General features: G+C 69.2%; 25 protein-coding genes and 1 pseudogene. 22 read left to right on the forward strand and 4 right to left on the reverse strand.

The genetic code is table 11. The features are described 5' to 3' along the window. Positions 1–81: 81 nt before the first annotated feature. From D5S19_RS04080 to D5S19_RS04110, 7 genes are all read left to right on the forward strand, one after another. Positions 82–1854, forward strand: coding sequence for a P-loop NTPase family protein (locus D5S19_RS04080; protein WP_199730333.1), 1773 nt, complete (start codon positions 82–84; stop codon positions 1852–1854). Then, positions 1851–3053: a P-loop NTPase family protein gene (locus D5S19_RS04085; RefSeq protein WP_120021984.1), complete on the forward strand. Its 1203-nt coding sequence runs from the start codon at positions 1851–1853 to the stop codon at positions 3051–3053. Before D5S19_RS04080 ends, D5S19_RS04085 begins: the two co-directional genes overlap by 4 nt. 59 nt (positions 3054–3112) lie before the next feature. Then, positions 3113–3430, forward strand: coding sequence for a hypothetical protein (locus tag D5S19_RS04090; protein WP_120021985.1), 318 nt, complete (start codon positions 3113–3115; stop codon positions 3428–3430). Between the two features lie 136 nt (positions 3431–3566). Next, positions 3567–4769 carry a sensor histidine kinase gene (locus tag D5S19_RS04095; RefSeq protein ID WP_325050215.1) on the forward strand — a complete coding sequence of 401 codons (1203 nt, stop codon included), beginning with the start codon at positions 3567–3569 and terminating at the stop codon, positions 4767–4769. Next, positions 4766–5368, forward strand: a complete 603-nt coding sequence (locus D5S19_RS04100) for a response regulator transcription factor (protein WP_120021987.1) — start codon at positions 4766–4768, stop codon at positions 5366–5368. Before D5S19_RS04095 ends, D5S19_RS04100 begins: the two co-directional genes overlap by 4 nt. Positions 5369–5455: 87 nt before the next feature. Next, positions 5456–6055 (forward strand): TetR/AcrR family transcriptional regulator, encoded by a 600-nt coding sequence (locus D5S19_RS04105; protein WP_120021988.1) that lies wholly within the window; start codon positions 5456–5458, stop codon positions 6053–6055. A 123-nt stretch (positions 6056–6178) separates the two neighbouring features. Then, positions 6179–7762: an FAD-dependent monooxygenase gene (locus D5S19_RS04110; RefSeq protein WP_120021989.1), complete on the forward strand. Its 1584-nt coding sequence runs from the start codon at positions 6179–6181 to the stop codon at positions 7760–7762. A 3-nt stretch (positions 7763–7765) separates the two neighbouring features. Here the strand turns inward: D5S19_RS04110 and D5S19_RS04115 are convergent, their stop codons facing one another. Next, complete coding sequence (locus D5S19_RS04115) at positions 7766–8158, reverse strand: pyridoxamine 5'-phosphate oxidase family protein (RefSeq protein WP_120021990.1); 393 nt, start codon at positions 8156–8158, stop codon at positions 7766–7768. 129 nt (positions 8159–8287) lie between these two features. On the opposite strand from D5S19_RS04115, the pseudogene D5S19_RS04120 reads away from it, so the two are divergent. Further along, positions 8288–9430 (forward strand): annotated as a pseudogene (locus D5S19_RS04120) (aminotransferase class V-fold PLP-dependent enzyme); the annotation flags it as partial. 75 nt (positions 9431–9505) lie between these two features. Here the strand turns inward: D5S19_RS04120 and D5S19_RS34040 are convergent. Beyond that, positions 9506–10090, reverse strand: coding sequence for a nucleotide disphospho-sugar-binding domain-containing protein (locus D5S19_RS34040; protein WP_407641711.1), 585 nt, complete (start codon positions 10088–10090; stop codon positions 9506–9508). Between the two features lie 161 nt (positions 10091–10251). Here D5S19_RS34040 and D5S19_RS34045 point away from each other — a divergent pair, with 161 nt between their 5' ends. The 14 genes from D5S19_RS34045 (at position 10252) to D5S19_RS04190 (ending at position 22764) form a co-directional block, all read left to right on the forward strand. Further along, on the forward strand, positions 10252–10626 hold the full coding sequence (locus tag D5S19_RS34045; protein WP_407641712.1) for a hypothetical protein: 375 nt from the start codon (positions 10252–10254) through the stop codon (positions 10624–10626). 344 nt (positions 10627–10970) lie between these two features. After that, a complete protein-coding gene (locus tag D5S19_RS04130) occupies positions 10971–11555 on the forward strand; it encodes a hypothetical protein (protein ID WP_120021991.1) in 585 nt (194 codons plus the stop codon). Next, positions 11555–12622 carry a peptidoglycan-binding protein gene (locus tag D5S19_RS04135; protein WP_120021992.1) on the forward strand — a complete coding sequence of 356 codons (1068 nt, stop codon included), beginning with the start codon at positions 11555–11557 and terminating at the stop codon, positions 12620–12622. Before D5S19_RS04130 ends, D5S19_RS04135 begins: the two co-directional genes overlap by 1 nt. Further along, entirely contained in the window at positions 12619–13359 is a 741-nt protein-coding gene (locus tag D5S19_RS04140; protein ID WP_120021993.1) for an ABC transporter ATP-binding protein, read from the forward strand. Before D5S19_RS04135 ends, D5S19_RS04140 begins: the two co-directional genes overlap by 4 nt. Continuing rightward, complete coding sequence (locus tag D5S19_RS04145; protein WP_120021994.1) at positions 13356–14573, forward strand: ABC transporter permease; 1218 nt, start codon at positions 13356–13358, stop codon at positions 14571–14573. The genes D5S19_RS04140 and D5S19_RS04145 overlap by 4 nt, the downstream gene beginning before the upstream one ends. Positions 14574–15219: 646 nt before the next feature. Next, entirely contained in the window at positions 15220–16551 is a 1332-nt protein-coding gene (locus D5S19_RS04155) for a putative T7SS-secreted protein (protein ID WP_120021996.1), read from the forward strand. Positions 16552–16559: 8 nt separating this feature from the next. Continuing rightward, positions 16560–17138, forward strand: a complete 579-nt coding sequence (locus D5S19_RS31585; protein WP_147397330.1) for a hypothetical protein — start codon at positions 16560–16562, stop codon at positions 17136–17138. Positions 17139–17176: 38 nt separating this feature from the next. Continuing rightward, positions 17177–17785, forward strand: a complete 609-nt coding sequence (locus tag D5S19_RS04160) for a hypothetical protein (protein ID WP_147397331.1) — start codon at positions 17177–17179, stop codon at positions 17783–17785. Between the two features lie 717 nt (positions 17786–18502). Then, complete coding sequence (locus D5S19_RS04165; RefSeq protein ID WP_120021998.1) at positions 18503–18832, forward strand: hypothetical protein; 330 nt, start codon at positions 18503–18505, stop codon at positions 18830–18832. 117 nt (positions 18833–18949) lie between these two features. Beyond that, entirely contained in the window at positions 18950–19849 is a 900-nt protein-coding gene (locus D5S19_RS04170; RefSeq protein WP_120021999.1) for an ABC transporter ATP-binding protein, read from the forward strand. Beyond that, the gene (locus D5S19_RS04175) at positions 19846–20580 is read left to right on the forward strand and encodes an ABC transporter permease (protein ID WP_120022000.1); all 735 of its coding nucleotides are present in this window, start codon (positions 19846–19848) and stop codon (positions 20578–20580) included. The genes D5S19_RS04170 and D5S19_RS04175 overlap by 4 nt, the downstream gene beginning before the upstream one ends. Positions 20581–20661: 81 nt before the next feature. Continuing rightward, on the forward strand, positions 20662–21315 hold the full coding sequence (locus tag D5S19_RS04180) for a hypothetical protein (RefSeq protein WP_120022001.1): 654 nt from the start codon (positions 20662–20664) through the stop codon (positions 21313–21315). Further along, positions 21312–21623 carry a transcriptional regulator gene (locus tag D5S19_RS04185; RefSeq protein ID WP_120022002.1) on the forward strand — a complete coding sequence of 104 codons (312 nt, stop codon included), beginning with the start codon at positions 21312–21314 and terminating at the stop codon, positions 21621–21623. Before D5S19_RS04180 ends, D5S19_RS04185 begins: the two co-directional genes overlap by 4 nt. Before the next feature lies 1 nt (position 21624). Further along, entirely contained in the window at positions 21625–22764 is a 1140-nt protein-coding gene (locus tag D5S19_RS04190; RefSeq protein WP_233573707.1) for a DNA polymerase IV, read from the forward strand. Between the two features lie 67 nt (positions 22765–22831). Here D5S19_RS04190 and D5S19_RS04195 read toward each other — a convergent pair whose 3' ends face one another. Both D5S19_RS04195 and D5S19_RS04200 read right to left on the reverse strand, forming a co-directional pair. Continuing rightward, on the reverse strand, positions 22832–23848 hold the full coding sequence (locus D5S19_RS04195) for a family 2 encapsulin nanocompartment cargo protein polyprenyl transferase (protein ID WP_120022003.1): 1017 nt from the start codon (positions 23846–23848) through the stop codon (positions 22832–22834). Positions 23849–23873: 25 nt separating this feature from the next. Beyond that, positions 23874–25253 carry a family 2B encapsulin nanocompartment shell protein gene (locus D5S19_RS04200; RefSeq protein WP_120022004.1) on the reverse strand — a complete coding sequence of 460 codons (1380 nt, stop codon included), beginning with the start codon at positions 25251–25253 and terminating at the stop codon, positions 23874–23876. Between the last annotated feature and the right edge of the window lie 76 nt (positions 25254–25329).

Consider the following 25329-nt stretch of genomic DNA (forward strand, 5'->3'; position numbering starts at 1 on the left):
TGGCTTCGTGGGTGTAGCTCGGCTTGCGGAGCCGCCTACCGGCTTCCGATACTCCCTGTGCCTGGGGGAGACTTCTTCGTCGTGACGGCTCCTGCATGGCTCGAAGTACTCGATGAGGCTTTGGATGCCTGCCGTACGCACGGCCGTGCGGACTTGGTGCAGCGGTTGCGCCGACGTCGCGATCGTGCGTCCGGTGGTACCCGGATCGCCGTGCTCGGATTCGCGAAGCAGGGCAAGGGCAATCTCGTCAATGCGGTGCTGAACGCGCCGGTCTGTGCGGTCGGCGACGCGGCTACTCCGGCAGTGCCGGTTGAAGTCGGTTACGCGGCCGAGCCCGGTGCGACGCTCGTCGGGCGTGCGGACGAACGTATTCCGGTTCCGGTCGAGCGGTTGACCGGGGAGGTCGGCGCGCGGCCGGCCGGTTCGCTGCGCCGGGTCGAGGTCGGGGTTCCGCGGGATCTGCTGTCCGCGGGGCTGGTGCTGGTCGATACGCCGGCCGTCGGGGATCCCCGTTCGCCGCGCACCGCGGCTGCGCTGGACGTGCTGGCCGAGGCCGACGCGGTGGTGCTCGTCTCGGACGCGACCACGGTGCTCGGCGCGGCCGAACTCGCCTTGGCACATCACGTCCGCACCTGGTGCCCGCACGTCGTGGTGGCGTTGACCAAGATCGACGTCTGCCCCGGCTGGCGGGCGGTCGCGGAGCGGAATCGCGCGGCGCTGTCCGAGTCCGGGATCGACGCGGCGGTGCTGCCGGTGTCCTCGACGGTCCGGTTCGCCGCGGCGAAGGCAGGGGACCAGGAGCTCAACACCCGGTCCGGGTTCCCGGACCTGCTCGGCTGGATCGCCGGCCAGGTGTCGCGGCCGCCGGAGAGCCGGTCCGCGCTGGTGGCCGCGGTGAGCGTGCGGGCGGCGGCGGCGGAGCTGGTGGAGGCGCTGCGGCTGCGCGCGGAGGAGGCCGGGCAGGAAGCGGGCGTCGACCAGGCCACGCTGCTCAACCGCGCGCAGCGCCGGGCCGACGAACTGCGCCGCCGCAACGGCCGCTGGCAGAACCTGCTCTCCGACGAGATCGCGGATCTGCAGTCGGACGCCGAGTACGACCTCCGGGAGCGCACCCGGCGGATCGTGGAGACGATCGACGAGACCTTCGACCGCGGTGACCCGGTGAAGGTGTGGGACGAGTTCGGTCCGTGGCTGGATCGCGCGCTCGCGGAAGCGGTCGAAACCACGTACACCTTCACTGCCGAGCGCGCGGAGTGGATCGCGCAGGCGGTGGCCGCGACGTTCGGTGTGCAGTACGACCTGGATCGGGTCACACCGCCCGAATCCGGTGCGGATCGGATCGCGGAGGTCCGGCAGCCGCGCATCGAACGGTTCAAGATCGGCCAGAAGGCGTTCACCGGGCTGCGCGGTTCCTACGGCGGGGTGCTGATGTTCGGCCTGGTGACCGGGCTGGCGGGACTGCCGCTGATCAACCCGATCTCGCTCGGCGCGGGGGTGGCGTTCGCCGCGAAGACGATCAGCGACGAGGGCGGGATGCGGCGGCAACGTCGCCAGGCGGTGGCGAAGATGACCGCTCAACGCCACGTCGACGACGTTTTCCTCCGGTTCAGCAAGGAATGCCGGGACGCGATCCGGCACGTCCAGCGGAAGCTGCGCGACCACTTCACCGCGCTCGCCGAGGATCTGGCCGACGAGCTGGCACGGGAGCGCGAGACGATCATCGCCGGTTCGGCCGAGCGGGAACGCCGGACCGCGCGGTTGCGCCGCGAGATCGACCGGCTGGCCGGCTTGCACCAGCGTGCGGGCGAACTCGGCTTGCGGGCCGGACGGGCGCCGAAGGAGCTTCCTGCGTGACCGAAGACGTTCGCGCGCTGCTGGCCGACGCGTACGCGTGCTATCGAGACAGCCGACGTGCGTCCGCCCTGTTGCGCGAAGCGCTGGACCATCTCGACGAGCCGTTGCGTGTGGGCATCACTGGCGCTGCCGGTACGGGGAAGTCCACGCTTGCGGCAGCCCTCAGCGATTGGCCGTCTCGGGCGCTTCGCAATCTCGAACTGGTTGACGATCCTTCGCCGACGAAGCTCACCGATGCGTCTATACGGCTGCTTCGTCACCTTGATCCGGACGAGGTGGCGACGCTTCGTCCGACAGCGACTTCGACGTTCGCGCGGCAGACAGCCGTTGACACGGTGCTGGTGCTCGCCCGCTCCGACGAGACGGGCGCGGGACGGATCGACGCGTTGCTCACCGCGAAGCAGCTCGCACGACGCGCGTGGCGCGAAGATCCGCTGTGCAGCGGATTCCAAGGCGTAATCGCGGTAGCCGCGCAGCTCGCGTACGGCGCCCGCGCGTTCACCAACGACGAATTTGAACTCTTGGCCGCCTTCGCGGCGGTGCCGCGCGAAGAACTGGAACGGCACCTGCTTTCCGTCGACTCGTTCATAGATCCTGCCTTCCCCGGGCCGGTATCGGCAGAGACCCGGCGTTCTCTCGTCGCGAGATTCGGCCTCTTCGGCGTGAAGCTCGCGCTCACGCTCATTCGCACGGGTTGTGACACCAGGCCGAAGCTGTCGACCGAGCTTGTCCGTCGCAGTGGGCTGGGAGAATTGCGGGACACGATCGCCGGCTGCTTCGCCGCGCGTGCCGACGCGTTGCGCGCGCGGACCGCCGTGATCTGTCTGGAAACAGTGCTGCAGGCCGAACCTCGCCCGCACAGTGACCGGCTGGTCGCCCGCGTCGAACGCTTCTCCGTGACCGCGCACGATTTCCGCGAGTTACGCCTGATCGCCGACATCCGGGGCGGGCGGACCGCGCTGTCCGGTGAACCGGCGGAAGAAGCGACGCAGCTGCTCGGCGCGCAAGGGACGGCGCCCGAAGAGCGGCTTGGTCTCGAAACGGGCACCGATCCCGGCGAGGTTTACGAAGCCGGACTCGACGCGGTGCTTCGCTGGCGGCATGAGGCAGAACGATCGGACCGGCCGCCGGCCGAACGAGCCGCGGCCCACGTGGTGGTACGGAGCGTCGAAGGCTTGTTGACACAGTTCACAGCTTGACGATCTTGGTGCGGGCGACACAGCATAGAGCCTTCTCCGGTGTCCAGAAGGGATTCGTCATGCCCGCAGACGTCCGCCCGCGGTTCCGTGTCCTCGGCGAGATGCTGTCCCGATGGGCCGCCGAGCGCGGTCACGATCCGGCGCTCGTCTTCGGCGACCGCACGTGGACCTGGGCCGCTGCGGCCACCGCTGAACCGCATCCCGGTGTGTCCGAAGTGGACGAAGACGACGGGCGTGCTGATCATGTACGCGAGCGGCACCACCGGTTTCCGAAAGGCGCGGTGCTCACGCATCGCGGCGTGCTCATGCACCGCACGGTCTTCCCGTTCTCGCAATCTGGTCGCGACGCCGTACGGCGCAGCGCTCGACGGGCTTGACGCCGGACGGCGGTACCGCACGGAGTCGCCGGACACCCTCGTGGCACGCTCGTTCTGCCCCGGTTGCCTGCCGCCGAATCGGGTAAAGGACATGACACAGCGTCACTGGTGGTGGAATCGGACCTGAGGAATGCTGATGACCAAGCCAGCCACCCGACCCGGAGAGTCCGCCATGTCCAGCCTGTCCCGCGTCCTGGGCAGACGCCGCCCGGAGACGGAGGAACGGCTGTGGCGGTTGAACGTCGCCACGCTCATTCCGCCGCTCGCCCTGGTCGGGGTGATGCTGGTGGTGCTTGAGGGCCGGACCTGGTGGCACATCCTGGTGCTGTCCGGCGGGCTGCTCGCCGGGCTCGCCACCCTGGTGGACTGGGCGCCGCGGAAGGTGTCCGTCTTCTCGTTCGCCTGCCTCGGGGTCGCGGCGGCGGTGTGGGCGGTCGGTTCGCTGGTGATGAGCACCCCCACTGCCTTCTACGGGTTCAACATCGCCTGCTCGGTGATCATCCCGGAGCTGCGGCGGCACCGCGGGGCGGTGGCCGTCGGCATGATCTGCTTCGTCGGGGTATTCGGGCTGCTGCACGTCCTTGTCCACCCGGGCGACACCAGCAAGCTGCTGGTCCAGTACGTGGTGATCCCCACCGGCGTCACCATGCTGGCGGCCGCGGTGTTGTCCGGGGCCAAGAAGTTCTACGACCTGGTGCAGGAGCTGGACGTGGCCAGGGAACGCGAGGCGGAGCTGGCGGTGATGCGGGAGCGGATGCGGTTCGCCAGCGATCTGCACGACATCCAGGGGCACACGCTGCACGTGGTGAAGCTGAAGGTCACGCTGGCGGAGAAGCTGCTGCACCGGGATCTCCACCGGGCGCAGGAGGAACTGCGGGAGGTGCACGCCCTGGTCGGGGACACCATCATGCAGACCAAGGAACTCGCCTACGCGCAGCGCCGGCTCAACCTGGCCACCGAGCTGGAGAACGCGAAGAACCTCTTCGAGGCGGCGGGCATCCACGTGCGCATCGTGCGGGAGCCCGGGGTCGAACCGCGACCGGGTGAGCTGCTCGGCCAGGTGCTGCGCGAGACCACGACCAACATCCTGCGGCACGCGCAGGCCCGCCAGGTGCACATTGTCCTGTCCGCGTCGGGGATATCCATTGTGAACGACGGTGCGCAGGACGAAGGGCTTCCCGAATTGCGCGGGCTTTCCACGCTCAGTCACCGCGTCGCGGACAACGGAGGAGAGCTGAAGGTGGCCCAGCAGGCCGGCCGGTTCCTGACCGCCGCCGGGTTCCCGCGGGTCGCCCCGGGCACGGTGCCGATGATGACGACCGGAGAGGACCACCGATGATCACGGTCGTGCTCGCCGACGACGAGGCGTTGCTGCGCAAGGCACTTGCCGCGTTGCTGCCGCTGGAGGGCGACATCACGGTGCTCGCCGAAGCCGAGGACGGCGCCTCCGCCGCGCGCGTCACCCTGGAGCACCAGCCGGATGTGCTGGTGATCGATCTGGAGATGCCCGGGGTGGACGGGCTCGGCGCGGTCGCCGAGATCCGGCGCGCCCGGCCGGGGCAGGTGATCCTGATGCTGACCCGGCACGCGCGCCCCGGCGTGCTCCGCAAGGCGCTGAAGCTCGGGGTGCAGGGATTCGTCAGCAAATCGGCGGAACCGGCGCACATCACGTCGGTGATCAAGGTGCTGCACGAGGGACGGCGCTGGATCGACCCGGACGTCTCGGCGCTCGCCGTGGTCGACGACTGCCCGATGACCGAGCGCGAGCTGGACGTGCTGCGCGGGACCGCGGAAGGGTTCGCCGTCGCGGAGATCGCCAAGCAGCTGCACCTGGCCGAGGGCACGGTGCGGAACTACCTGTCGAACGCGATGCAGAAGACGCAGACCCGGACCCGTCACGAAGCCGCCCGCCACGCCCGCGAGCACGACTGGCTGTAGTCCCCTCCGTCCTCCTCAGGACGTCGCCGAGCCGGTCACAGCTCCGGACGGCGGCGTTAGGCTCGCGGGGCGGATAGAGGAGGGCACATGTCGTTGCGCGAGGTCAAGAAGGACCGGACCAGGGCGATGATCGTCGACGTGGCGTTCAAGCTGTTCGGCCGCAAAGGGTTCGCAGCGACTTCGGTCGAGGAGATCGCGGCCGCCGCCGAGGTCGGCGCCCGGACGGTGTACCGCCACTTCCCGACCAAGGAAGCGCTGGTGCTGGGCGGTTTCACCAAGATGTTCGAAGCGGCGCAGGCCGCGCTGCACGCCTGCCCGGCGGGCACCGATGTGCCCGAGCTGCTGCGGGTCGTACTGGAGAGTGACCTGCGGATGCACGCGGAGAACCCCGCGCACCTGCGGGCCGCCGCCGAGGTGATCGGAGGGGTGCGGTCGGTGCAGGCCGAGTTCGTGTATATCCGGGTGGTTCACGAAAGAGAGCTGAGGCAGGCCATCGCCGCCCGGATCGGTGGTCCGGACGCCCCGTTCATCGCGGAACTGGCAGTGGCGCACGCGAGTGCGGTGTTCACCCTCGCCTTCCGGGAGTGGTCCGAAAGCGACGGACGGATCGATCTGCGGGACACCGCCGAGAAGGGCCTCGAGCTGCTGAGAGCCGGGAAGGTGCCGCTGCCGGCCCCGCTTTCCTGAGCACCGGAATCTCGCTGATCAGATGTGCGTCACCCTGCCGAGTGTTGTGGCAGTGACTGTCTTCTGGCAGCGTGGGTCATATGGCAGCGAATGTCATATGACTCGAGACAGGGGTGATCAGAGATGGACGAGCACGTTCCCGTACTCATCGTGGGTGGCGCCTACACTGGCCTGAGCACTGCGCTCGGGCTGGCCGCGCGTGGGGTGAAGCCATTGCTGGTGGAACGCCGCCCGACCACTGCGACACTGCCGAAAGCATGGGGGCTCAACCCGCGCACGTGGGAGCTGCTCGACACCATCCCCGGCGTCACCGGCGACCTGCTTGCCGAACAAGCCGGTCCGGGGTACCTGCAGGTCGTAGCCGGCCCCAGCCTTGTCGAGGCCACCGAGCCGGAGATTGATCGGGAAGCGATCCTCGCGGCGCTGAGGGCGCTGACCCCGGCCCCGCCGTGCACTCTGCCTCAGGCGAAGGTCGAGAAGGTGCTGCGCGCCCACGCCGAGGATTTCGGCGCCGACCTGCGCTACGGCACTGAACTCGTGCGCTTGGAACAGGACGGCGAGCTGGTCACGGCGACTTTGCGCGAGGTGTCCAGCGGACGCGAGTACTCCGTCCGCGCCGACTACCTGGTCGCCGCGGACGGGCACGCCAGTCCGATCCGTACCGCGCTCGGCATCCCGGTCGGGGGCGGTGGTGAGGTCGGGTACGTCTACGTGGTCACCTTCGATGCCGACCTGTCGGAGTACTACGAGGCGGATCGGTTCACCGTGGTCAGTGTCCGTGGCAGCGGAATGAGCCTGATCCACGACGGCGAGGGCACGAACACGCTGTGGGTCGACTACCACCCTGACCAGGGCGAGACCGAGGCCCTCTTCACCGAGGAACTGTGCGTGGAGCGGGTCCGCCGCGCGGTGGGTGTGCCCGACCTGGAGTGCCGGATCCGCAACGCCCGCCCGTTCGCGCTGAACCACAAGGTCGCCGAGCGGTTCCGGGCCGGGCGCGTGCTGCTGGCCGGAGACGCGGCGCACGCCTGTCCGCCGGTCGGCGGGCAGGGCGGCAACCTGGCCATCCAGGACGGTTACGACCTCGCGTGGCGGCTCGCGCTGGTGCTGTCCGGGCAGGCTGGTCCCGCGCTGCTGGACACCTACGAGGCCGAACGGCGGCCGGTCATCACCGTCACCGTCGAACGCGAGGTCGAGCTGGCGTCAGTCGCCGAGGGGCGGGTGCTCTCGGCCGTCGACGAATCACAGCCGATCCCGACCATCGGGGAGATGCTGGGGTTCCGGTACCACTCGGCTGCGGTGTGCGCCGAACCCGGCGAGGACCAGGGTCTCCAAGAGAATCCGGCCGAACCGACCGGCCGCCCCGGCACTCGCGCGCCGCACGTCCCGCTCACCCGGGACGGGTCGGAGCTGTCCGTCCACCGGCTGTTCGGCAAGGGTTTCGTGCTGCTCGCCGACGGCGACGGTCCGGAATGGACGGACGCGGCGGCCAAGGTCGCGGGGCGGCTGGGCGTCGAGCTGGATGCGCACCGGATCGGGACCGAGCTGGCCGACCCCGGAGGTTTCTGGCGTACTCGCTACGGCATCGACGCGGCCGGTGCCGTGCTCGTCCGGCCGGATTCGATCATCGCCTGGCGCAGCCGGACCACCGTGGCCGACCCGGAGGGTGCGCTGGAGGATGCGCTGACCGCGGTTCTTCAGCGCTGACGGCTACGCGTTCCCCAGGACGCGTGTCACGGTGAGTTCCAGCACCACCCGGTGCGGATTCGGCCGGGGCTCCCGGTACCGGCGGGCGTAGCGCTCCTCCGCATCGCGGACCGCATCGGCGCTCTCGCGCAAGCGAATCCGACCCTCCAAAGTGGACCAGGTGCGGCCCTCGAACTGGCACACGGCCGCGGCCAGCCCGGCGTCGCCCGCGGCGCGGGCCAGCCGCGCCTTGTACGAGGTGCCCGAGGCGATCACGCGGGCCACGCCCTGGTCGAAGTCCACCGTGACGCCCACCGTGACCACGTGCGGGGTCCCGTTCGGGCGCACGGTGGTCAGCGAGCAGAGCCGGCGTTCGGTCCAGAACTGGCGGAAGGAGCCGCCGCGGTCGAGGTGCATGGGGGAACGCTAGCCCGAGGCGCCGGTCTCGGCCGAGGGCGTACCGTTCAACAGCCGGTTGATCTCTGGGAGGTTTCGCATGTCGTCGTCGCTTGATTCCCGTGCCTGGCCGGGTGTCCGGGTCCTCCCGTGACCCGGATTTCACCCCGCTACCTGCTCCAGTTCGACCAGTCCGCCGGGTACCTGGACTTCGCCCGGTTCGGCCCGCCTTCGCACGCGGTGCTCGACACCACGGCGAGCCTGCTGGCCGCCGTGACGAAGGCCGGTCCATCCACTGTGGACGAGCTGATGCGGCAGGAGGTCCGGGCCAAGGCGGCGGTCGCGCGGCTGTCCGGCAGCGACACCGGCCACACGGTGCTGATCCCGCACACCAGCCTCGGGCTGTTCCAGGCGGCGTTCAACAGCCAGGGCGAGGTGCTGGTCTCCGCGGCGGAGTTTCCGGCCAACACCTACCCGTGGGCTCGCGCGGAGCAGGCCGGCCGGATCCGCGTACGGCGGCTGGCGGGCGGTCCCGTGACTCCGGAGCGGGTGGCGGCCGCGCTCACGCCGGAGACCACCGTGGTTTCGGTGAGTGCCGTGGACTTCCGTACTGGTTACCGCGCGGATCTGGGCACACTGCGCGAGGTCGTGGGCGATCGGCTGCTGATCGTGGACGGAATCCAGGGCTTCGGCGTGATCGAAGCGCCCTGGGCGGCCGCCGACGTGCTCGTGGCCGGTGGCCAGAAGTGGCTGCGCGCGGGCTGGGGCACCGGTTTCGCGGTGCTGTCCGACCGCGCGCTGGAGCGGATGGACCCGATCCTGTCCGGCTGGACCGGCGCGCGGGACCCGGGCCTGTTCGACGACGAGATCCACCCGGTCGATCCGACCGCGGCGAGCTGGTCGATCTCCCATCTCAGCCCGATCACCTCCGGTGCGTTCGCCGCGGCGCTCGAACTGGTCGAGGAGACCGGGGTGACCGCGATCGCGGGCCGGATCGCCGAACGCGTCGGCGAGCTGGCGCAGACGCTGCGCTCGTGCGGCGCCCAGATCGTGTCGGCGACCGAGCGCCGGGCCGGGATTCTCGCCTTCACCCTGCCCGGGTTCCCCGCCGAACAGGTGGGCGCGGCGCTGACCGCGGCCGGGATCGCGGCGACGGTCCGCCCCGAGCACGTCCGGCTGTCCCCGCACGCGTCGACCCCGGCCGAGGCCGCCGACCACCTGCGTTCGGCGCTGGAAACACTGACCCGGCCACGGAAACCGCGCCCGGCGCCTTTGCCCGCGGTGGACCACCACAGTGATTCGCTGTGAAGGGCACCTTCACGGACTCGGAGTCCGTGAAGGTGCCCTTCACAGCCTGGGCCGCGGCTGTCAGGACAGGAAGGTCTCGACCGCGTCCGCAGCGGGGCCGACCCCGCCGTGCGCCCGGATCTCCTTGCGCAGCTGGGTTGATCGCCCGGTGATCGCGGGGTCGCCGGTCACCTTGTCGACGGCGGCGCGGAGGGTTTCCGCGGTCACCTCCTCGGCAGGCAGGTGCGTGCCGACGCCGAGGCTTTCCAGCTGTGCCGCATTGCCGAACTGATCGACCGCCTGCGGGATGGCGACCGTGGGCACGCCGTACCACAGTGATTCCGTGCAGCCGCCCATCCCGGCGTGCGTGATGAACGCCGAGGCGGCGGCCAGTACGGCGAGCTGCGGCACGCGCTCGTGCACCTCGACGAACTCCGGTAGCGGCCCGAGATCCTCCGCCGACACATGCTTGCCGATGGCCAGCACCACGTGGCGGCTCCCGTCCGCGAAGGCTTCGAGACAGGCGCGGTAGACCTCGAGCTGGTCGTTGTAGGCGGTGCCGAACGACACCAGCAGCACAGGTTTCCCGTCCGCCGGCGGGGTCCAGGTCTCGGCCAGGCGCTCCGGGTCGAGACACGGCCCGACGAAACGGACCTTCGCGGACACGCGGTCCGGTCCGCGTTCGGCTGCATCGCCCGCGGGATCAGCGACAGGACGTGCGCCGGGTGACTGAGCCAGGTCCAGCCATCGGCCGCGATGCCGTTCTCCCTGAGCCAGGCGGTGTTCGCCCGGTCATAGTCCATTCCGGACGGTGAGCTGCGGACTGCGTGCAGGGTCTCGGCCAGGTCCTGCTCGTAGCCCTGCCAGGCGACCAGGGTGGGGGAGAGCTGGACGGCGGGCACGCCGTAGCGGTGCGCGAGGACCGGGGCGCCGAGCCCGCCGATGTCGTGCAGCAGCAGATCCGGCCGGTCGGCGTCGAATCGGGCGGTGAGCCGGGGGTGGATGGCGATCGCCTCGTCGAGGAACACGCGCATGGCCTCGCCGGGGTCCGCGGGCCACGCCGAACCCGGGCCGAACGGGAAGCTCGTCGGATGCGTGAGGACCTCGGCGCCGGTGCCCGCGACCAGATCGGCGAGCGGTTCACCGACGACGTAGCCGACCCGGTGCCCGCGCCGGACGAGTTCGCGGATGAGCCCGAGTGAGGGGTAGACGTGACTCGGCGCCGTGCAGCCGACCATGACGATGTGCTTGCCCACGTGAGGATCCTTTCCCGGAGAACTGGGGCCGGCGCGCAGGAGCAGGGGCCGCCCGGGGACGGGCCGCCCGAAGAATCACGCCGGGATCAGCGGAGCCGCAAACGCCGGAAGATCGTCATGCCGGAACGGTACCGGCGGTCCGGGCCGTCGCCAACCGGATTTCCGGCGGGCGGTGAGGCATACCGGATGCCGACAGGTTCCAGACAACTTCCGCACATTTCCGCCCCAGAATGAGCAGCGGCCCGGTGGTCGGCATCGGGAGCGACGAGGCGAGGAAGAGGACGGCTGACATGGTTTCGGTGAAGGGGCGCTGGCCGCTGGTGGTCGGTGCAACGCTGTTCGCGCTGGCCGGCTGTGCGCAGACGGACGAGCAGCAGCCGCGAGTGGCTACGTTGCAGTCCGGTTCCGCCGCCACGCCGCAGCCGGGCAGCGGGCGCGCCGACGGCGCCGGGCCGCAGGACAAGCCCGGTCAGGTCCGGCTCCGGCTGGACATGTCCGAGCAGGAAATGCAGAAGCTGCAGCAGGTCTGGTACTCCTGCCTCGCCGAGCACGATCCGGCCGCGGTGAACGCACAGCGCAGCGGAGGGCAGGGCGTGGCGGTCAACGTCGAAGCGGTGAGCAAAGCGGCGTCGGAGGCCTGCGCGCTGAAGTTCCCGAAGCCGCCGTGGGAACAGGACTCCGGCAACCCGACTTATGCGGACAACTTCCACAAGGAGGTGAAGTGCATCAACGACAAGGGTGCGGGCAGGGGACTGAAGATCATCGAGGGACAGGTGGGCGATTGGACCTTCGCGGAGGGCTCCACGATGCCGGAGGAGCAGAGCAACCAGATCGTGAAGGACTGTGAGCGCGAGGTCTTCGGCGGGGGACGGTGATGCGCAAGTGGCTGCCTGCCGTGGTCGCCGGGATCCTGGTGCTGGTCACCGCGGGCGTGATCGTCTTCACCTGGACCCATCGCGCGGAGCCGGACGCCCCGGCCGGGCCGGGCGCGCCGCGGACCGTGGCCGTGACCACTGAAGACCTGTCCGACATCAAGACCTTCACCGGGAAGCTGGGCTTCGGCCCCGAGCAACCGGTGGAGGGCCGCAAATCCGGCACGCTCACCTGGCTGCCGGCCCCGGGCGCCGGGATCGGCCGCGGTGAGCCGGTGTACAAAGTGGACAACGTACCGGTGCCGCTGTTCTACGGGGAGACCCCGTTGTGGCGGAAGCTGGACACGCTCGGCACGACCGGTCCGGACGTGCGGATCGTCAAGCGGAACCTGGCCGCGCTCGGCCATTCCCCCGGCGTGCAGGACGACGTCCTCACCCCGCGGACCCAGGACGCGATCAAGCGCTGGCAGAAGGCACGCAAGCTCGACCAGACCGGAATCATCGACGTCGGTGACGTGCTGGTGCTGCCGGGTCGCATCCGTGTCGGCGGAATCAAGGCACAGCTGGGCTCCCCGGCGACCGCCGAGCTGATGTCCGTGACCGCGCAAGGGAAATCGGTGACCGCGATGGTCGGTGCCGCCGAGGTCGGCAGCGTAAAGCCGGGTGGCAAGGTGACCGTGCTGCTGCCGAACGGCAATCGCGTTCCCGGCACGGCCGGAGAAATCGGCCACGACGCGCAGGCGCCGAAGAGCCAGGGCTCCGGCAGCGTCGGCGGCGGGCAGGACGAGGCGAAGATTCCGGTCGCGGTCACCCTCGACGACGAGGGCTCGGTTGGTGCGCTGGACTCCGGCCCGGTGCAGGTCCAGGTCACTGCAAGCACCCGGAAAGGGGTGCTGGCGGTGCCGGTGGACGCGTTGCTGGCGCTGCGGGAGGGCGGTTACGCGGTGCAGGTCGTGCAAGGCGGCGGCACCCGGCAAGTGGGGGTGCAGACCGGGCTGTTCTCCGGTGGACTGGTGGAGATCCGCGGCGCGGGCATCGCTGCCGGTACACAGGTGGTGGTGACCTCATGACCCCGGTTCTGGAAATGCGCCACGCCTGCAAGGAATATCCCGGCGGCGTACGTGCGCTCGACGACGTATCTCTGTCTATTGAGGATGGTGAGGCGCTGGCGATCGTGGGGCCGTCCGGTTCCGGCAAATCGACTCTGCTGCACCTGCTGGGCACTCTGGACCGGCCGAGCAGCGGCACCGTGCTGGCCGGCGGTCGCGATGTCGGGCAGTTGTCCGATCGGCAGCTGTCCGCGGTGCGCGGCCGGTGGATCGGCTTCGTGTTCCAGCAGTTCCACCTCGCCGAGGGGATGACCGCGACGGAGAACGTGGCCACCGGGCTGGTGTATGCCGGGGTGCCGCGCCGGCTGCGGGCCGGGCTCGCCGGTGAGGCGCTGGAACGGGTGGGGCTCGGGCACCGAACCGGGCATCTGCCGCACCAGCTCTCCGGCGGGGAGAAGCAGCGCGTGGCGATCGCTCGCGCGCTGGTCAACCGGCCTGCGCTGGTGCTGGCGGACGAGCCCACCGGGGCGTTGGACACCGCCACCGGCGCGGCGATCCTGGACTTGCTCGCCGGGCTGCATGCTGATGGCACCACGCTCGCGGTCATCACGCATGACCGGGACATCGCCGCGCGGTTTCCCCGCCGGGTCGAGATCCGCGACGGGCGCATCCACGCCGACCGTCGCGGGCGTCCGGGTGCCGGGGTGGGCGCGGTCGCGAATGATGCCGACGCTGGTGATCCTGGAGCAGCGACATGAGCGCGCCCCGCACCACGCCCGTCCGGCTGGCTCCACTGGATCTGCTGCGGCTCGGGCTGGGCCGGCTGCGTTCCCGGCCGTTGCGTGCGGTGCTGTCCGCGCTGGGGATTTCGATCGGTATCGCGACCATGATCGTGGTCACCGGGATTCCCGCGTCGAGCCAGCGGGCGATGCTGGAGCAGTTCGCCGCGCTCGGTACCAATCTACTGCACGCAGAGGCCACCGCGGACCGGATGGACGCGGCAAACACCCCGGCCTTCGGTGCGCAGGCCGCGGCGATGACCCGCCGGATCGGTCCGGTGGAGCAGGTCAGCGAGCTGGCCAACACACACGCCACGGCGCGCAGGTCCGACCGCATCGATCCGGGCCAGACCTCGGGGCTGACCGTGCTCGCCACGCGATCGGACCTGCTGGGCACGGTCAACGGCAGCGTGCACGCGGGCAGTTTTCTCACCCCTGCCACGGAGAAGTTCCCCACTGCCGTGCTCGGGTCCGAGGCCGCGAGCCGACTGGGCATCACCGAACTCCCGGCGAACGAACCACCGCCACAGATCCGCGTCGGCGACCGGCCATTCACCGTCGTCGGGGTGCTGAACAGCGTGCCGCTGGCGCCGGATGTGGACCGAGCCGTGCTCGTCGGCTGGGACGCCGCTGCGGGCACCCTGCACTTCGACCAGCGGCCGACGTCGATCTATCTGCGTGCCAGTGAGCCGTCCATCGAAGCCGTGCGGACCGTCCTGCCCGCCACGGTGAATCCCGAACAGCCGGGGCTGGTCCAGGTCAGCCGCCCGTCCGACGCGCTCGCCGCGAAGCGGATCACCCAGAGCACCTTCTCCGCGCTGTTCCTCGGGCTGGCCAGTGTGGCGCTGCTGGTCGGCGGAATCGGCGTGGCCAATACGATGGTGATCTCGGTGCTCGAACGTCGGCGTGAGATCGGCTTGCGCCGGGCGCTGGGTGCGAACCGCGGGCAGATCCGGGCCCAGTTCCTCACCGAATCCGCGGTCCTGTGCGGGCTCGGAGGCTTGGCCGGGACCGTACTCGGCGCCCTCGCCACCGCCGGGTACGCCGCGGCGCACGGCTGGCCGGCGGTCCTCCCCGTGCCCACCTTGGTCGGCGGTCTCGCCGCTTCCGCGGTGATCGGCATCCTCGCCGGGGTCTATCCGGCGACGCGTGCCTCCCGGCTCACCCCCACCGAAGCCCTCGCCACTTCGTGATCCCGCAAAGGAGATGATGCGTCCGCATTGCTCGCCAGCTTTCCGGCGAGCCCAGTCCAGAAGGCTACTGACTACGGCACGCCTGGCGGGTCTCGTTGCTTGACGCCCCGTTGCCGGAGGCGCTGCCGTAACGGCCGCCCGGCACTTCGGCTTCCTTGGCACTTCACGCGTCCCGTCCGGCGGTGTCGACATGATGATCATCAAAACCTATGATCTTTGGGGGCGGCTGGGTCTTGTGTCGTTATGTGTTCGTGCCGGCGAGGGGAGATGGTGGAGTGTCGGGTGGTTATCGGGTGGATGTGGGTCGGTTGGGGTCGTTGATTGCGATGTTGGAGCAGGCGGGGGAGCGGTTGTCTGGCGCGAATGCCAGGTTGGGGGAGTTGAGGTCGCGGGATTTGGGTAGCCGGGATGTTGATGCGGCGGGTGGTGAGTTTCGGGATCGGTGGGGGTATGGGATTCGGAAGATCGGTGAGTTTTCGGGGGTGGTGGCGGAGGGTTTGTCGAGGGCTAAGCAGGTGTATGCCGAGATGGAGGAGAAGGTTGCCGGGGCGTTCGGGAAGGGTGGGGGTGGGCGGCCCGCGCTGTCGCCGGTAGATGTGCCTCCGGTGGGGCGGTCGGGTATTGCTGCTCGGTTGGAGGGGCGGTCGTGGTGAACTGGGATCGGGTGATGGATGCGGCTGTACCGGTGCAGACCGGTAGCTATCCGGCGTTGGGGTTTGATCCTGCGCCGGGTGTGGTGGCGAGGGTGGTGGATGTTGCGGCGGTGTTGGGGCAGGTCGCGACCGAGATGGGCCAGGCGTATGAGGATCTGGCGCGGCTGGGGAGGTCGGATGGGTTCTGGGAGGGTGAGGGCGCGGAGGCGTTTCGGACGACTGTGGGTGAGGTTCCTGATTATCTGAGCAGGGCGCATCGGTCGTTGTCGGGTGCGTCGGGGACGTTGGGGCGGTGGGCTGAGGATTTGGGCACGATGCAGCGTCAGGCTGCTGAGTTGGAGCGGGAGGCGGGGGCGGCTCAGGCGCGGGTGCGGTCGGCGGGGGCTGATCCGGATTTGCGGCTTGCGGGGCAGACCTTCACCGACCCGGTACAACTCCAGCAAGCCCAGGAGGCTTTGGGGCGGGCGCAGCTGGAGCTGGAGAGGGCGCAGGGTGAGGTGGATGCGTTGCGGGAGAGCGCGTCCCGGTTGCTGGGTCAGCATGGGGAGCTGGCGGGGCAGGTTGCTGCGGCGTTGCGGAAGGCGAGGGACGAGGCTCCGGACGAGCCGGGTTTGTTCGATCGGATCGGTGATGCTCTCGGGAAGGTGGCCGAGGGCATCAAGGACCTGGCGGGGAAGGCCTGGGACTGGGTCCAGCAGCACGCCGACATCATCGCGGCTATTGGTGATGTGCTTTCCACGGTGGGGAATGTGCTGGGTGTCGTGGCGTTGGCGACGTCGTGGATTCCGGGGGTCAACGCGGTGACCGCTGCCGCCGCGGTCGGGGTCAGCGCTGCGGCGACGGGGACGAAACTTCTGGCGAAAGCCGCCGGTGCCGACGTGTCCTGGGGCAGCATCGGCATGGACGCCATCGGCATCATCCCCGGCGGGAAGGCCGTCGCCGGAGCCAAGAACGCCGTTACCCAGGCTACGCGGGCGTCGAGGCTGGTGAGTAAGATGCCGGTCATCGGTTTGAAAACCTCCGAAGCGGCGGTCAGCGCAGGCAAAGCTGTCGACGGGGCAGGAAAACTCGTCAAGTCCGCCGGAAACCTTTTTGACCCAATCACCTTTAAAGCATTGCGGGAGAATCCTGCTGCTGCAATAAATCAGGCTGCTATCAGTGCTCACGGCAATGCGGTACAGCTGGCAAATAAGATTCCCGGTGTAAGTGTTGCTCCGTTCACCGCCTCTGGTGTAGCGGTAGGTACCGCTGTTCGGGGGACGTCCGGTCAAGGCGTTAAAGAGGGTATTCACTATGGGGTTGACAAGGTTTCTGGAAAGGATTAGTTTGCAAGATGAATATTGCCGATCCAGCTAGTTCGACGGCTGAACTTGAAATTCGTGAGCTTCTCGGGCGACGATGGCGTGAACCTGCTGACTCGTTCTTGTTCAGGCGATGGAAGTTCCTGATATTTTCCCCGGGGAGAAATACGACGATAGCGTGGACCTGGTGGAAATGCATTGGCTACGTGATTCTCTTTCCTGTTATGATCTTGATAGGAATCGGCCGCTATCTGGCGGATGAGTTCGGGATCACAAAAAAACTGCCAGAAAGGCCGGGAACGGTAAAGTTGTCCTGTAAGGTCAAGAATCCGCGAGCGATGGAGGTGGTCGATGCGCTCAAGGTTGCCGGCAGGAAGATGGTAGTGGGTGTTTCTCGTTCGCATCTAGCTTTTCTGGAAGAAAAATCTACAAGTGGAAATCGACGGGTAATCTGGGAGAGTCCTCCAGGTTCGGCGATTGTCGTTGGTCCTGCCGCTGAGCGCCGCCTCGACGTCGATTGGCCGGAACTTGCAATATTCTCAATTTACTTGACTGACGATCAGTATGGTCGAGTCGTTCGGCTTCTTGGTCCAAATCGCTACGGTCAGTAAAATTTTGAAGAGTATATCGTATCTCTGAGGAACAGGTGTTGACTGCACAGCGTCCAGAATTTGCCCTGTTTATTCCTTCGGGTTTCGTGGAAATTCCTCCGAAGATTGATGAATCGTGTTTCCGTGCCCTTGCTGTCGAATTGTCCATTCTGTTCGGCTTGGAGCCGGATGCAGAGATCGACCAGGGCATTGCTGAAACGACCGTCATGCTTGCCACGACTGCCGCGGCAGCACAGGCAGGTGGGTCCAGCTACACCGCGGCCGGGTTCTTCCGGTCCCCGGATGACCTGAACCGGCCGATCATGGCGTTGGTCACTTGCTTCTGCCTGGAGTCCGAGCACACGTCGGCCAACGTGGCGATCGCCGGTCTGGAGAAGGTGCATCGCAGCACTGCGAACGGTCCGGTCGAGATCGTGGAACTTCCGGTCGGCCCGGCCGTGGTCGCGCAGTCGGTCACGGCCGGTGGTATCGCGGTCGGTGCGGACACTGTGGAGATCGCCGAGCATGCGATCACCGCATGGATTCCCGGCACGAAGGTGGTTCTTGGCCTCGCTGTGACCAGCAACAATACGGAGGACTGGCCATATGTGGCCGACCTGGCCCGGGGGATCTTCGACACCTTCGAATGGGTCGATGCCCCCGTCTGAACGGCGAAGATGACTGAATCCCCGGCGAATACCGGACTCGGCCCGCAGCGCGAACAGGTGCGGAACGAACTGGCGTGAATCGGTATCGGTGATCCGCTTCGAACGGCGGCGGTTCAGCTAAGCGGTACCCGGCCGTAAGCAGAACGGGCAGGCCGCGACGACGAACATGGCGGTCCGAGTGCTGGGCGCGATCGCTGCCGTTGTCCGGGCCGATGTCGAACGCGGCAAGCTGTCGGCGAAGGGGGAGGAAGGCTCCCCGGCCGTCCGGTTCGCAGACGCCGCCCGCCGGACTCTGTGGATTGCCTGGTCGCGCGCGCGTATGGCGCTCGTCGGGAGCGATGCGGACCAGCCCTATCGCGTCCTGTGGACAGCGCCCGGCGGGCATCGTCCCAAGCTCAAGGCAGCCGAGATCACGCTGACCTGGCCGGACGGGTCAAGCGTCACCGTCGAGATCGACAAACGGGAACGCGAGTTGCCGAAACCGCAACGGACGTCCCTAGGCAGAGGTGCTCGGCACCTTCTCTCGGATGGGTTGATGAACGAAAAACTGATCACGCAGGTCCAGCAGCATTTCGAGGCGGTCTGGCAGGAGTCGGTGCAAGTCACCTGGATGGGCCGGGTCACGGTCGGTGCCCGGCGGGACCGTCGTGTCAAGCGGGAACGAAGGGCCTCTCGGGAGGATGGCCCGCCGGTTGTGTCGCGGAGTTCTTCGTCGAGGTGTTCTCAGTCATCACCTGGCCCTTTGTGGCGATCTGGGGACTGGCCCGGCTCTTCAAGCGGCGGGGACCTCAAAGACATGCCGCAATACCGAGCGGGCCGACGGCAGGCCGGGCCTACCGGGTAGTCGACGCACTGAAACAGCACGCTGGCGACATCGCAGTCGTCCGGGGCAAGACTCAGCTGGCCATCGCCGAACTGGGCGGCTCCTCCACCGCGCCAACCGTGGTGTGGATCGGCCGAGGCGCCGATCGGCCGCAATGGAGTCCGGCCCCGGCAAGCTTGTACTGGGACGACGGCTCGATGTTGATGCTCGCCGATACGACCTGAACAACAAGGCCTGGGCGACCGAAGATCAACGGCAAACCACTCCGCAGCGGCTACCACTTTCCACGACCGTGGACTTTGTGCTACAAAGTAGCCGTCCGAGTTCACCTGGGGGTGGCGATGACCGAGGCATTCAGGCTGTCCGGACTGGTCAAGAGGTACGGGGCGGTGCTCGCGGTGGACCGCGTGGCGATGACCGTCGCGCGGGGTGAGGTGGTGGCCCTGCTGGGGCCGAACGGGGCAGGCAAGTCGACCACGATCGATCTGCTGCTCGGGCTCATCACGCCGGATGAGGGGCAGGTGCAGGTCTTCGGCGGCAGCCCGCGGGCGGCGCTCGATTCCGGGCGGATGGCGGCGATGGTGCAGAACGGGTTTCTCCTGCGCGATCTCACCCCGGCCGAGCTGGTCGAGCTGCACCGGTCGATGTTCGCCGAACCGCTGCCGGTCGCGGAGATCTACGCGCGGGCCGGAATAGGCGACTTCGCCGGGCGGCGGTGCGGCAAGCTCTCCGGTGGGCAGTTGCAGCGGGTGCGGCACGCGGTCGCGCTGGCCGGGGATCCGGAGTTGCTGGTGCTGGACGAGCCCACGGCGGCGTTGGACGTCGACGCCCGCCGGTCGTTCTGGGCTTCGATGCGGGAGTTCGCCGGAAGCGGGCGCACGGTTCTGTTCGCCACGCACTATCTCACCGAGGCCGAGGACTACGCCGACCGCGTTGTGCTTATGCGTCAAGGGAACGTGGTGGCAGACGGGCCGGTCGCGCAGGTGCGCGCGAAGGTCACGGGACGCACGCTGCGCGCGATTGTGCCGGGGGCGGACGAGTGGGCGCTGAGTGCGCTGGAGGGTGTGGCTTCGGCGCGGGTCCAGGGGGACCGCGCCGAACTCACGTGCGCCGATTCCGACCGTACGATCCGCGCGCTGCTGCGCGAGTTCCCGGCGGCGAGCGCCATCGAGATCACCGCCGCCGGGCTGGAAGAAGCCTTCCTGGCGCTGACCGCGGATGCGCAGGAGGTGCCCCGGTGAACCTCGTCTACCTGCGCCTGGAAATCCTGCGGATCCTCCGCAGCCCGCAGTTCGCCCTGTTCACGATTGCCGTCCCCGTGGGCATGTTCCTGCTCTTCGGCAGCCTGTTCGGCGGAGATCCCGAGCCGGGCGGCGTGCCCACGATCGTCACCACGATGCTCAACATGGCCGCGTACGGCTCGATGAGCGGTGCGTTGTTCACCGGCACCCGCGTCGCCACCGATCGCACGGACGGCTGGCAACGACAGCTGCGGCTGACCCCGATGCGCGCACCGGGCTACCTGGCGGTGAAGGTCGCTTCGGCGATGGCGATGGCGTTGCCGGTCCTGCTGACGGTCTTCGTCGCCGGCGCGCTGTACGGCGTGCATCTGTCCGTGGAGCAGTGGGTGCTCTCCGGGCTCGCGCTGTGGCTGGGTGTGCTGCCCTTCGCGGTGCTCGGCCTGCTTCTCGGGTTGTACGGCAAGGGCGACACAGTGGGCGCGATGACCGGCGCGCTGATGCTGCCGCTCGGCGTGTTCGGCGGGTTGTGGATGCCGTTGGCGTTCCTGCCGAACTGGATGTCCGAGGTCGCGCATTTCCTGCCGACGTACTGGCTCGGCAGGCTCGGTGCGATGCCGATCGGGCACGGCAGCGGGCTCGCGCTCGCGGCCGGGGTGCTGGCGGCCTGGCTGGTGCTGCCGGCGTTGGTGGTGCTGCGCCGGTTCCGGCTGGACCCGGGGAAGGTGGTCTGAGATGGCCGCGATCAGGCCGCCGATGCGCCGCCCAGTAGCCTCCGTGCTGTCTGCGGGGTCGGCACGGGGAAAGGGCGTGGGGTGAGCGAGAACCGGGTGGGACCGGGCGACGACGAGCCGCCGCTGTCGGCGGCCGAGTCGCTGGACCTCATCGCCCGCCAGGACGAGCGGACGCGCCGGGCGCTGCGCACCAGCCCGGCGCGTCTGCTCGGCGTCTGGGCGTTCGCCTGGCTGGTCGGCTGGGGACTGGTCTACCTCTCCGATCACCGGGTCGCTTCGCTGCTCCCCGGATGGGTCGCGGTTGCCGTGGTGGCCGTGCTGTTCGTCGGTGCTGTCGCCTACTCGGCCTTGCAGAGCATCCGGGTCGGCCGCGGTATCCGTGGGCCTTCGAAGCGGGTCGCGCGGATGTACGGCTGGGCGTGGGCGATTTCGTTCACCGCGATGTACCTGGTCGACCTGCGGCTGACCCTGCTCGCGGGGGACGCCACGGATCTGATCACGCTGCTCTGGTCGGGTACGTCGCTGCTGCTCACCGGCGCGCTCTACCTGGCAGGCGGGATGTTGTGGCAGGACCCGCTGCCGTACGCGTTCGGCGCGTGGATCTCGTTGTGCGCCGGGGCGAGCGTGCTGGTCGGCGTCCCCGGCAACTTCCTGGTCCTCTCGCTCGCCGGCGGTGGCGGATTCGCCGTGGCCGCAGTGGTCTACGTGCTGCGCGCACGCCGGGAGGCGCGGTGAGCGAACCCGCATTACCCGAGCTTGACCCGGTGATCCACGCGCAGGCGCGGCTGCGGGTCACCGTTGCGCTGGCCGGGTTGCACCGGGGGGACCAGATCACCTTCCCACGGCTGCAGCAGCTGCTGGAGATGACCGCGGGGAACCTCTCCACGCACCTGCGCAAGCTCGAAGACGCCGAGTACGTGGCGATCACCAAGTCCTTCGAACACCGCACCCCGGTCACCCTGGTACGGCTGACCGCACGGGGCCGCGCCGCGTTCGAGCAGTACACCGCGACGCTGCATCGGTTGCTGGACGCCGGGACCTGAGATGTCCCGCTGGGTCGTGCACCTGGATCTCGACGCGTTCTACGCGTCGGCCGAACAGCTCACCCGGCCCACGCTGCGCGGGCGCGCGGTGGTGGTGGGCGGCACCGGGCCGCGTGGTGTGGTGGCGGGCGCGAGCTACGAATCCCGCGCCTACGGAGTACGTTCGGCGATGCCGATGTCCCAGGCGCGGCGCCTGCTCCCGGCCGGTGGGGTGATCCTGCCACCGCGATTCCGGCTGTACGAGCTGCTGAGCAAACAGGTCTTCGACGTCGTCGGCGAAGTGGCGCCGGTGCTGGAGCGGGTCTCGCTGGACGAGGCGTTCGCTGAACCACCGGCTCTGGCCGGCGCGTCCCTGGCGGAGGTGACCGAGTTCGCCGAGGAGCTGCGTACGCGGATCCGGGCACAGACCGGGCTGACCGCGTCGATCGGTGCGGGTACCGGCAAACAGGTCGCGAAGATCGGTTCGGACCGCGCGAAACCGGACGGCCTGCTGGTGGTCCCGCCGGGCACCGAACGGGAATTCCTGGCCCCGCTGCCGGTTCGTGCGTTGTGGGGGATCGGGCCGGTCGCGGAAACGAAGCTGCGTACCATCGGCGTACTCACGCTGGGCGAGCTGGCCGCCTTGCCGGAGCCGGACGCGGTGTCGACGCTCGGCGGAGTCGTCGGCCGCGATCTGCGACGGCTCGCGAGTGGCGTCGACGACCGCCCAGTCGCCGAACGGGGCGAAGCGAAACAGGTGAGCGCCGAGACCACGTTCGATCTCGACGTGGTCGATTTAGCCCGGCTGCGTAACGAAGTACGCAAGATCGCCGCTTCGGCGCACGCGCGTCTGGTGAAGGCGGGACGGGTGGCGCGTACGGTCGTGATCAAGCTCCGGCACACCGACATGAGCACAGTGACCCGTTCGGAAACCACTGCCTCGCCGACGGACGATCTCGACCAACTCGCGGCAACAGCGGAACGACTATTGCTCGATCCCACGGAGTTCGGCGGCGTACGGCTGGCTGGGGTCGCGTACAGCGGCCTTTCGATACCGCATCAGGACGCGCTGTTCTCGCTCAGCGTTCCGACCACTGCTCCGCCGTTGGTCACCGAAGCACCTTCGCCGGGCGGCAGCGCGCCACGCACGTCCTCGGGTTGAAGGCTGTGAAGGGTCCCTTCACGGACTCAGAGTCCGTGAAGGGACCCTTCACAGCCCTTGCAGACGCCTAGTGGTCGCGGCGGGTGATCAGCTGCGCCACCGCGGTGAGTTCCGTGGCCGCCCGCGGGGCCTGACCCGCGGTGTCGAGCGCGGCCAGCGCGTCGGCGAGCAGACTGTCCGCCTGTGCCTGGCTCCATCGCCTGCCGCCCGCACTGTCCACAAGGGACGCTGTATGCGCGAGCCTGTTGTCCGGCAAGGGTTCCCGGTACAGCGCGGCCAGTTCACGGCCGGCCGCGGTGCCCGAGGTGAGCGCCGCGACCACCGGCAGCGACTTCTTGCGGCTGCGCAGATCCGAGTACACCGGCTTCCCGGTCACCATCGGATCGCCCCAGATGCCCAGCAGATCGTCCACGTGCTGGAAGGCCAGCCCGAGACAGCGGCCGAACCGGCTGAAGCCGCTCACCTGCTCCGCACTCCCGCCGGTGACCAGCACCCCGAGCGCGCAGGACACGCTGAGCAGCGCGGCCGTCTTGCCCTGGGCCATCCGCACGCACTCCTCGGTGCCCACCTCGGCCCGCTGCTCGAACGAGACGTCCTCGTGCTGGCCGTGCAGCAGATCCAGCACCGCCGCGCTGAGCAGCCGCACGGCCTCCGGACCGTCCGGGGAGAGCACGTCGAAGGCGAGCGAGAGCAGCGCGTCCCCGGCGAGCACGGCCGGTCCGGTGCCGAACACCGTCCACGCGGTGGGGCGGTGCCGCCGGGTCTCGTCCCGATCCATCACGTCGTCGTGCAGCAGCGAGAAGTTGTGCACCAGCTCGACCGCCACGGCGGCGGCGACCGCGTCCGCCGGGTCCCCGCCCGCCGCCTCCGCGCAGAGCAGGGCCAGCGCCGGACGCAGCGCCTTGCCCGCGGGCCCCGGCACCGGCTCGCCGGTGGCGTTCCACCAGCCGAAGTGGTAGCCGGCGATCCGCCGCATCGAGCCGGGCAGCCGGTCGATCCCCGCCCGCATCGCCGGTTCCCACCTGTTCCGGCTCCAGTCCAGCACCTGGGCGACCGTGCGGGCGGGGGCATCGGCCGTCGTCATCGGTTCTCTCCTCCGGCCACCGGGATCAGCGCCCGATCTCCACGTCGTCGAGCACGCCCAGCGCGTCCGGCACCAGCACCGCCGCGCTGTGGTAGGCGCTGACCAGATAGGACGTCACCCCGCGGTCGTTCACGCCCATGTACCGCACGTTCAGGCCCGGCTGGTACTCGTCCGGCAGGTCCCGGGGCCGCAGCCCGATCACGCCGTGGTCGTCCTCGCCGGTGCGCATCCCGAGGATCGAGGTGGTGCCCTGCGGCGAGACCGGGATCTTGTCGCACGGCAGCATCGGCACCCCACGCCAGGTCACCACCCGCTTGCCCGACAGCGTGCCGGTCGCCGGGTACAGCCCGCGAGCCGTGCACTCCCGGCCGAACGCCGCGATCGCCTTGGGGTGGGCGAGGAAGAACCGGGTCTTGCGGCGGCGGGTGAGCAGCTCGTCCAGATCGTCCGGGGTGGGCGGGCCGCCGCGGGTGGGGAACCGGTGCGCCGGATCGGCACTGGGCAGCAGGCCGAATTCGGTGCTGTTGACCAGTTCGTGCTCCTGGCGCTCTCGCAGCGCCTCGACGGTGAGCCGCAGCTGCTGCTCCAGCTGGTTCATCGGCCCGTTGTAGAGGTCGGTCACCCGGTTGTGCGTGCGCAGCACGGTCTGCGCCACCGCGAGGTCGTACTCCCGCGGCGCCGGGTCGTAGTCCACGTAGGTGCCGGGCAGCAGCGGCTCACCGTCGTGTCCGGCGGTCAGGTCGATGCTCGCCTCGCCCGCCTTGTTGTGCGACCGGGGCGGCTCGGCGAGCAGCGCGCCGACGTGCTCGCGCAGGCTTTGGATGCGGCCGTTCAGCACCGCGTACGTCGTGGCGGGCAGGACCAGCACCACGCACCGGGTGGTGGCCCGGGCGGTGTGCTTCCAGGTCTGCTCGCTGCTGCCGAGCAGCTCGCCGCCGAAGTGGTCGCCGCCGGAGAGGAGGTCGAGGTTCGCCTCTTCGCCGTACTCGCCGGGGGTGCTCCGGCGCACCTTGCCGGACGCGATCAGCACCACGGTGTCCAGTGGCGTGCCCGCCTCGGCGATGGTGTCCCCGGCCGCGTACTCCCGCTGTTCGAACGCTTCGGCCAGCGTGGACAAGGCGTCCGCGTCGGCGAAGCCGCGCAGCAGCGGCAGCTCGGCCAGCTCCGCGGGGATCACCTGCACCCGGGCCCCGGTGCTGTAGAAGGTGATCCGGCCGTCGCCGACGGTGTAGGTGAGCCGCCGGTTGACCCGGTACGAACCGGCGGACACCTCGACCCACGGCAGCTGCGACAGCAGCCACCGCGGGGTGATCGACCGCGTCTGCGGCAGGGTTTTCGTGGTGGTGGTGAGTGCGCGCGCGGCCCGGGTGGACAGCGCCAAGGCCGGCTCCTGCAGAGCGGTCATGCGGTTCCTCGTTTCTCGGCGCCGGTGGGGCGCGGCGGAATGCGCGCGGCGGTGGTGCCCAGCCCGGTCGGGCCGG

Source organism: Amycolatopsis panacis (assembly GCF_003600245.1).
GTDB lineage: Bacteria > Actinomycetota > Actinomycetes > Mycobacteriales > Pseudonocardiaceae > Amycolatopsis > Amycolatopsis sulphurea.

What these genes read in the sequence shown, in the direction of transcription:
- D5S19_RS04140 (WP_120021993.1), top strand. Translation starts at nt 12,619, where the DNA reads ATGACCCCGGTTCTGGAAATGCGCCACGCCTGCAAGGAATATCCCGGC.
- D5S19_RS04110 (WP_120021989.1), top strand. Translation starts at nt 6,179, where the DNA reads ATGGACGAGCACGTTCCCGTACTCATCGTGGGTGGCGCCTACACTGGC.
- D5S19_RS04190 (WP_233573707.1), top strand. Translation starts at nt 21,625, where the DNA reads ATGTCCCGCTGGGTCGTGCACCTGGATCTCGACGCGTTCTACGCGTCG.
- D5S19_RS31585 (WP_147397330.1), top strand. Translation starts at nt 16,560, where the DNA reads ATGAATATTGCCGATCCAGCTAGTTCGACGGCTGAACTTGAAATTCGT.
- D5S19_RS04105 (WP_120021988.1), top strand. Translation starts at nt 5,456, where the DNA reads ATGTCGTTGCGCGAGGTCAAGAAGGACCGGACCAGGGCGATGATCGTC.
- D5S19_RS04135 (WP_120021992.1), top strand. Translation starts at nt 11,555, where the DNA reads ATGCGCAAGTGGCTGCCTGCCGTGGTCGCCGGGATCCTGGTGCTGGTC.
- D5S19_RS04130 (WP_120021991.1), top strand. Translation starts at nt 10,971, where the DNA reads ATGGTTTCGGTGAAGGGGCGCTGGCCGCTGGTGGTCGGTGCAACGCTG.
- D5S19_RS04090 (WP_120021985.1), top strand. Translation starts at nt 3,113, where the DNA reads ATGCCCGCAGACGTCCGCCCGCGGTTCCGTGTCCTCGGCGAGATGCTG.
- D5S19_RS04100 (WP_120021987.1), top strand. Translation starts at nt 4,766, where the DNA reads ATGATCACGGTCGTGCTCGCCGACGACGAGGCGTTGCTGCGCAAGGCA.
- D5S19_RS04170 (WP_120021999.1), top strand. Translation starts at nt 18,950, where the DNA reads ATGACCGAGGCATTCAGGCTGTCCGGACTGGTCAAGAGGTACGGGGCG.
- D5S19_RS04095 (WP_325050215.1), top strand. Translation starts at nt 3,567, where the DNA reads ATGACCAAGCCAGCCACCCGACCCGGAGAGTCCGCCATGTCCAGCCTG.
- D5S19_RS04200 (WP_120022004.1), bottom strand. Translation starts at nt 25,253, where the DNA reads ATGACCGCTCTGCAGGAGCCGGCCTTGGCGCTGTCCACCCGGGCCGCG.
- D5S19_RS04195 (WP_120022003.1), bottom strand. Translation starts at nt 23,848, where the DNA reads ATGACGACGGCCGATGCCCCCGCCCGCACGGTCGCCCAGGTGCTGGAC.
- D5S19_RS04115 (WP_120021990.1), bottom strand. Translation starts at nt 8,158, where the DNA reads ATGCACCTCGACCGCGGCGGCTCCTTCCGCCAGTTCTGGACCGAACGC.
- D5S19_RS04145 (WP_120021994.1), top strand. Translation starts at nt 13,356, where the DNA reads ATGAGCGCGCCCCGCACCACGCCCGTCCGGCTGGCTCCACTGGATCTG.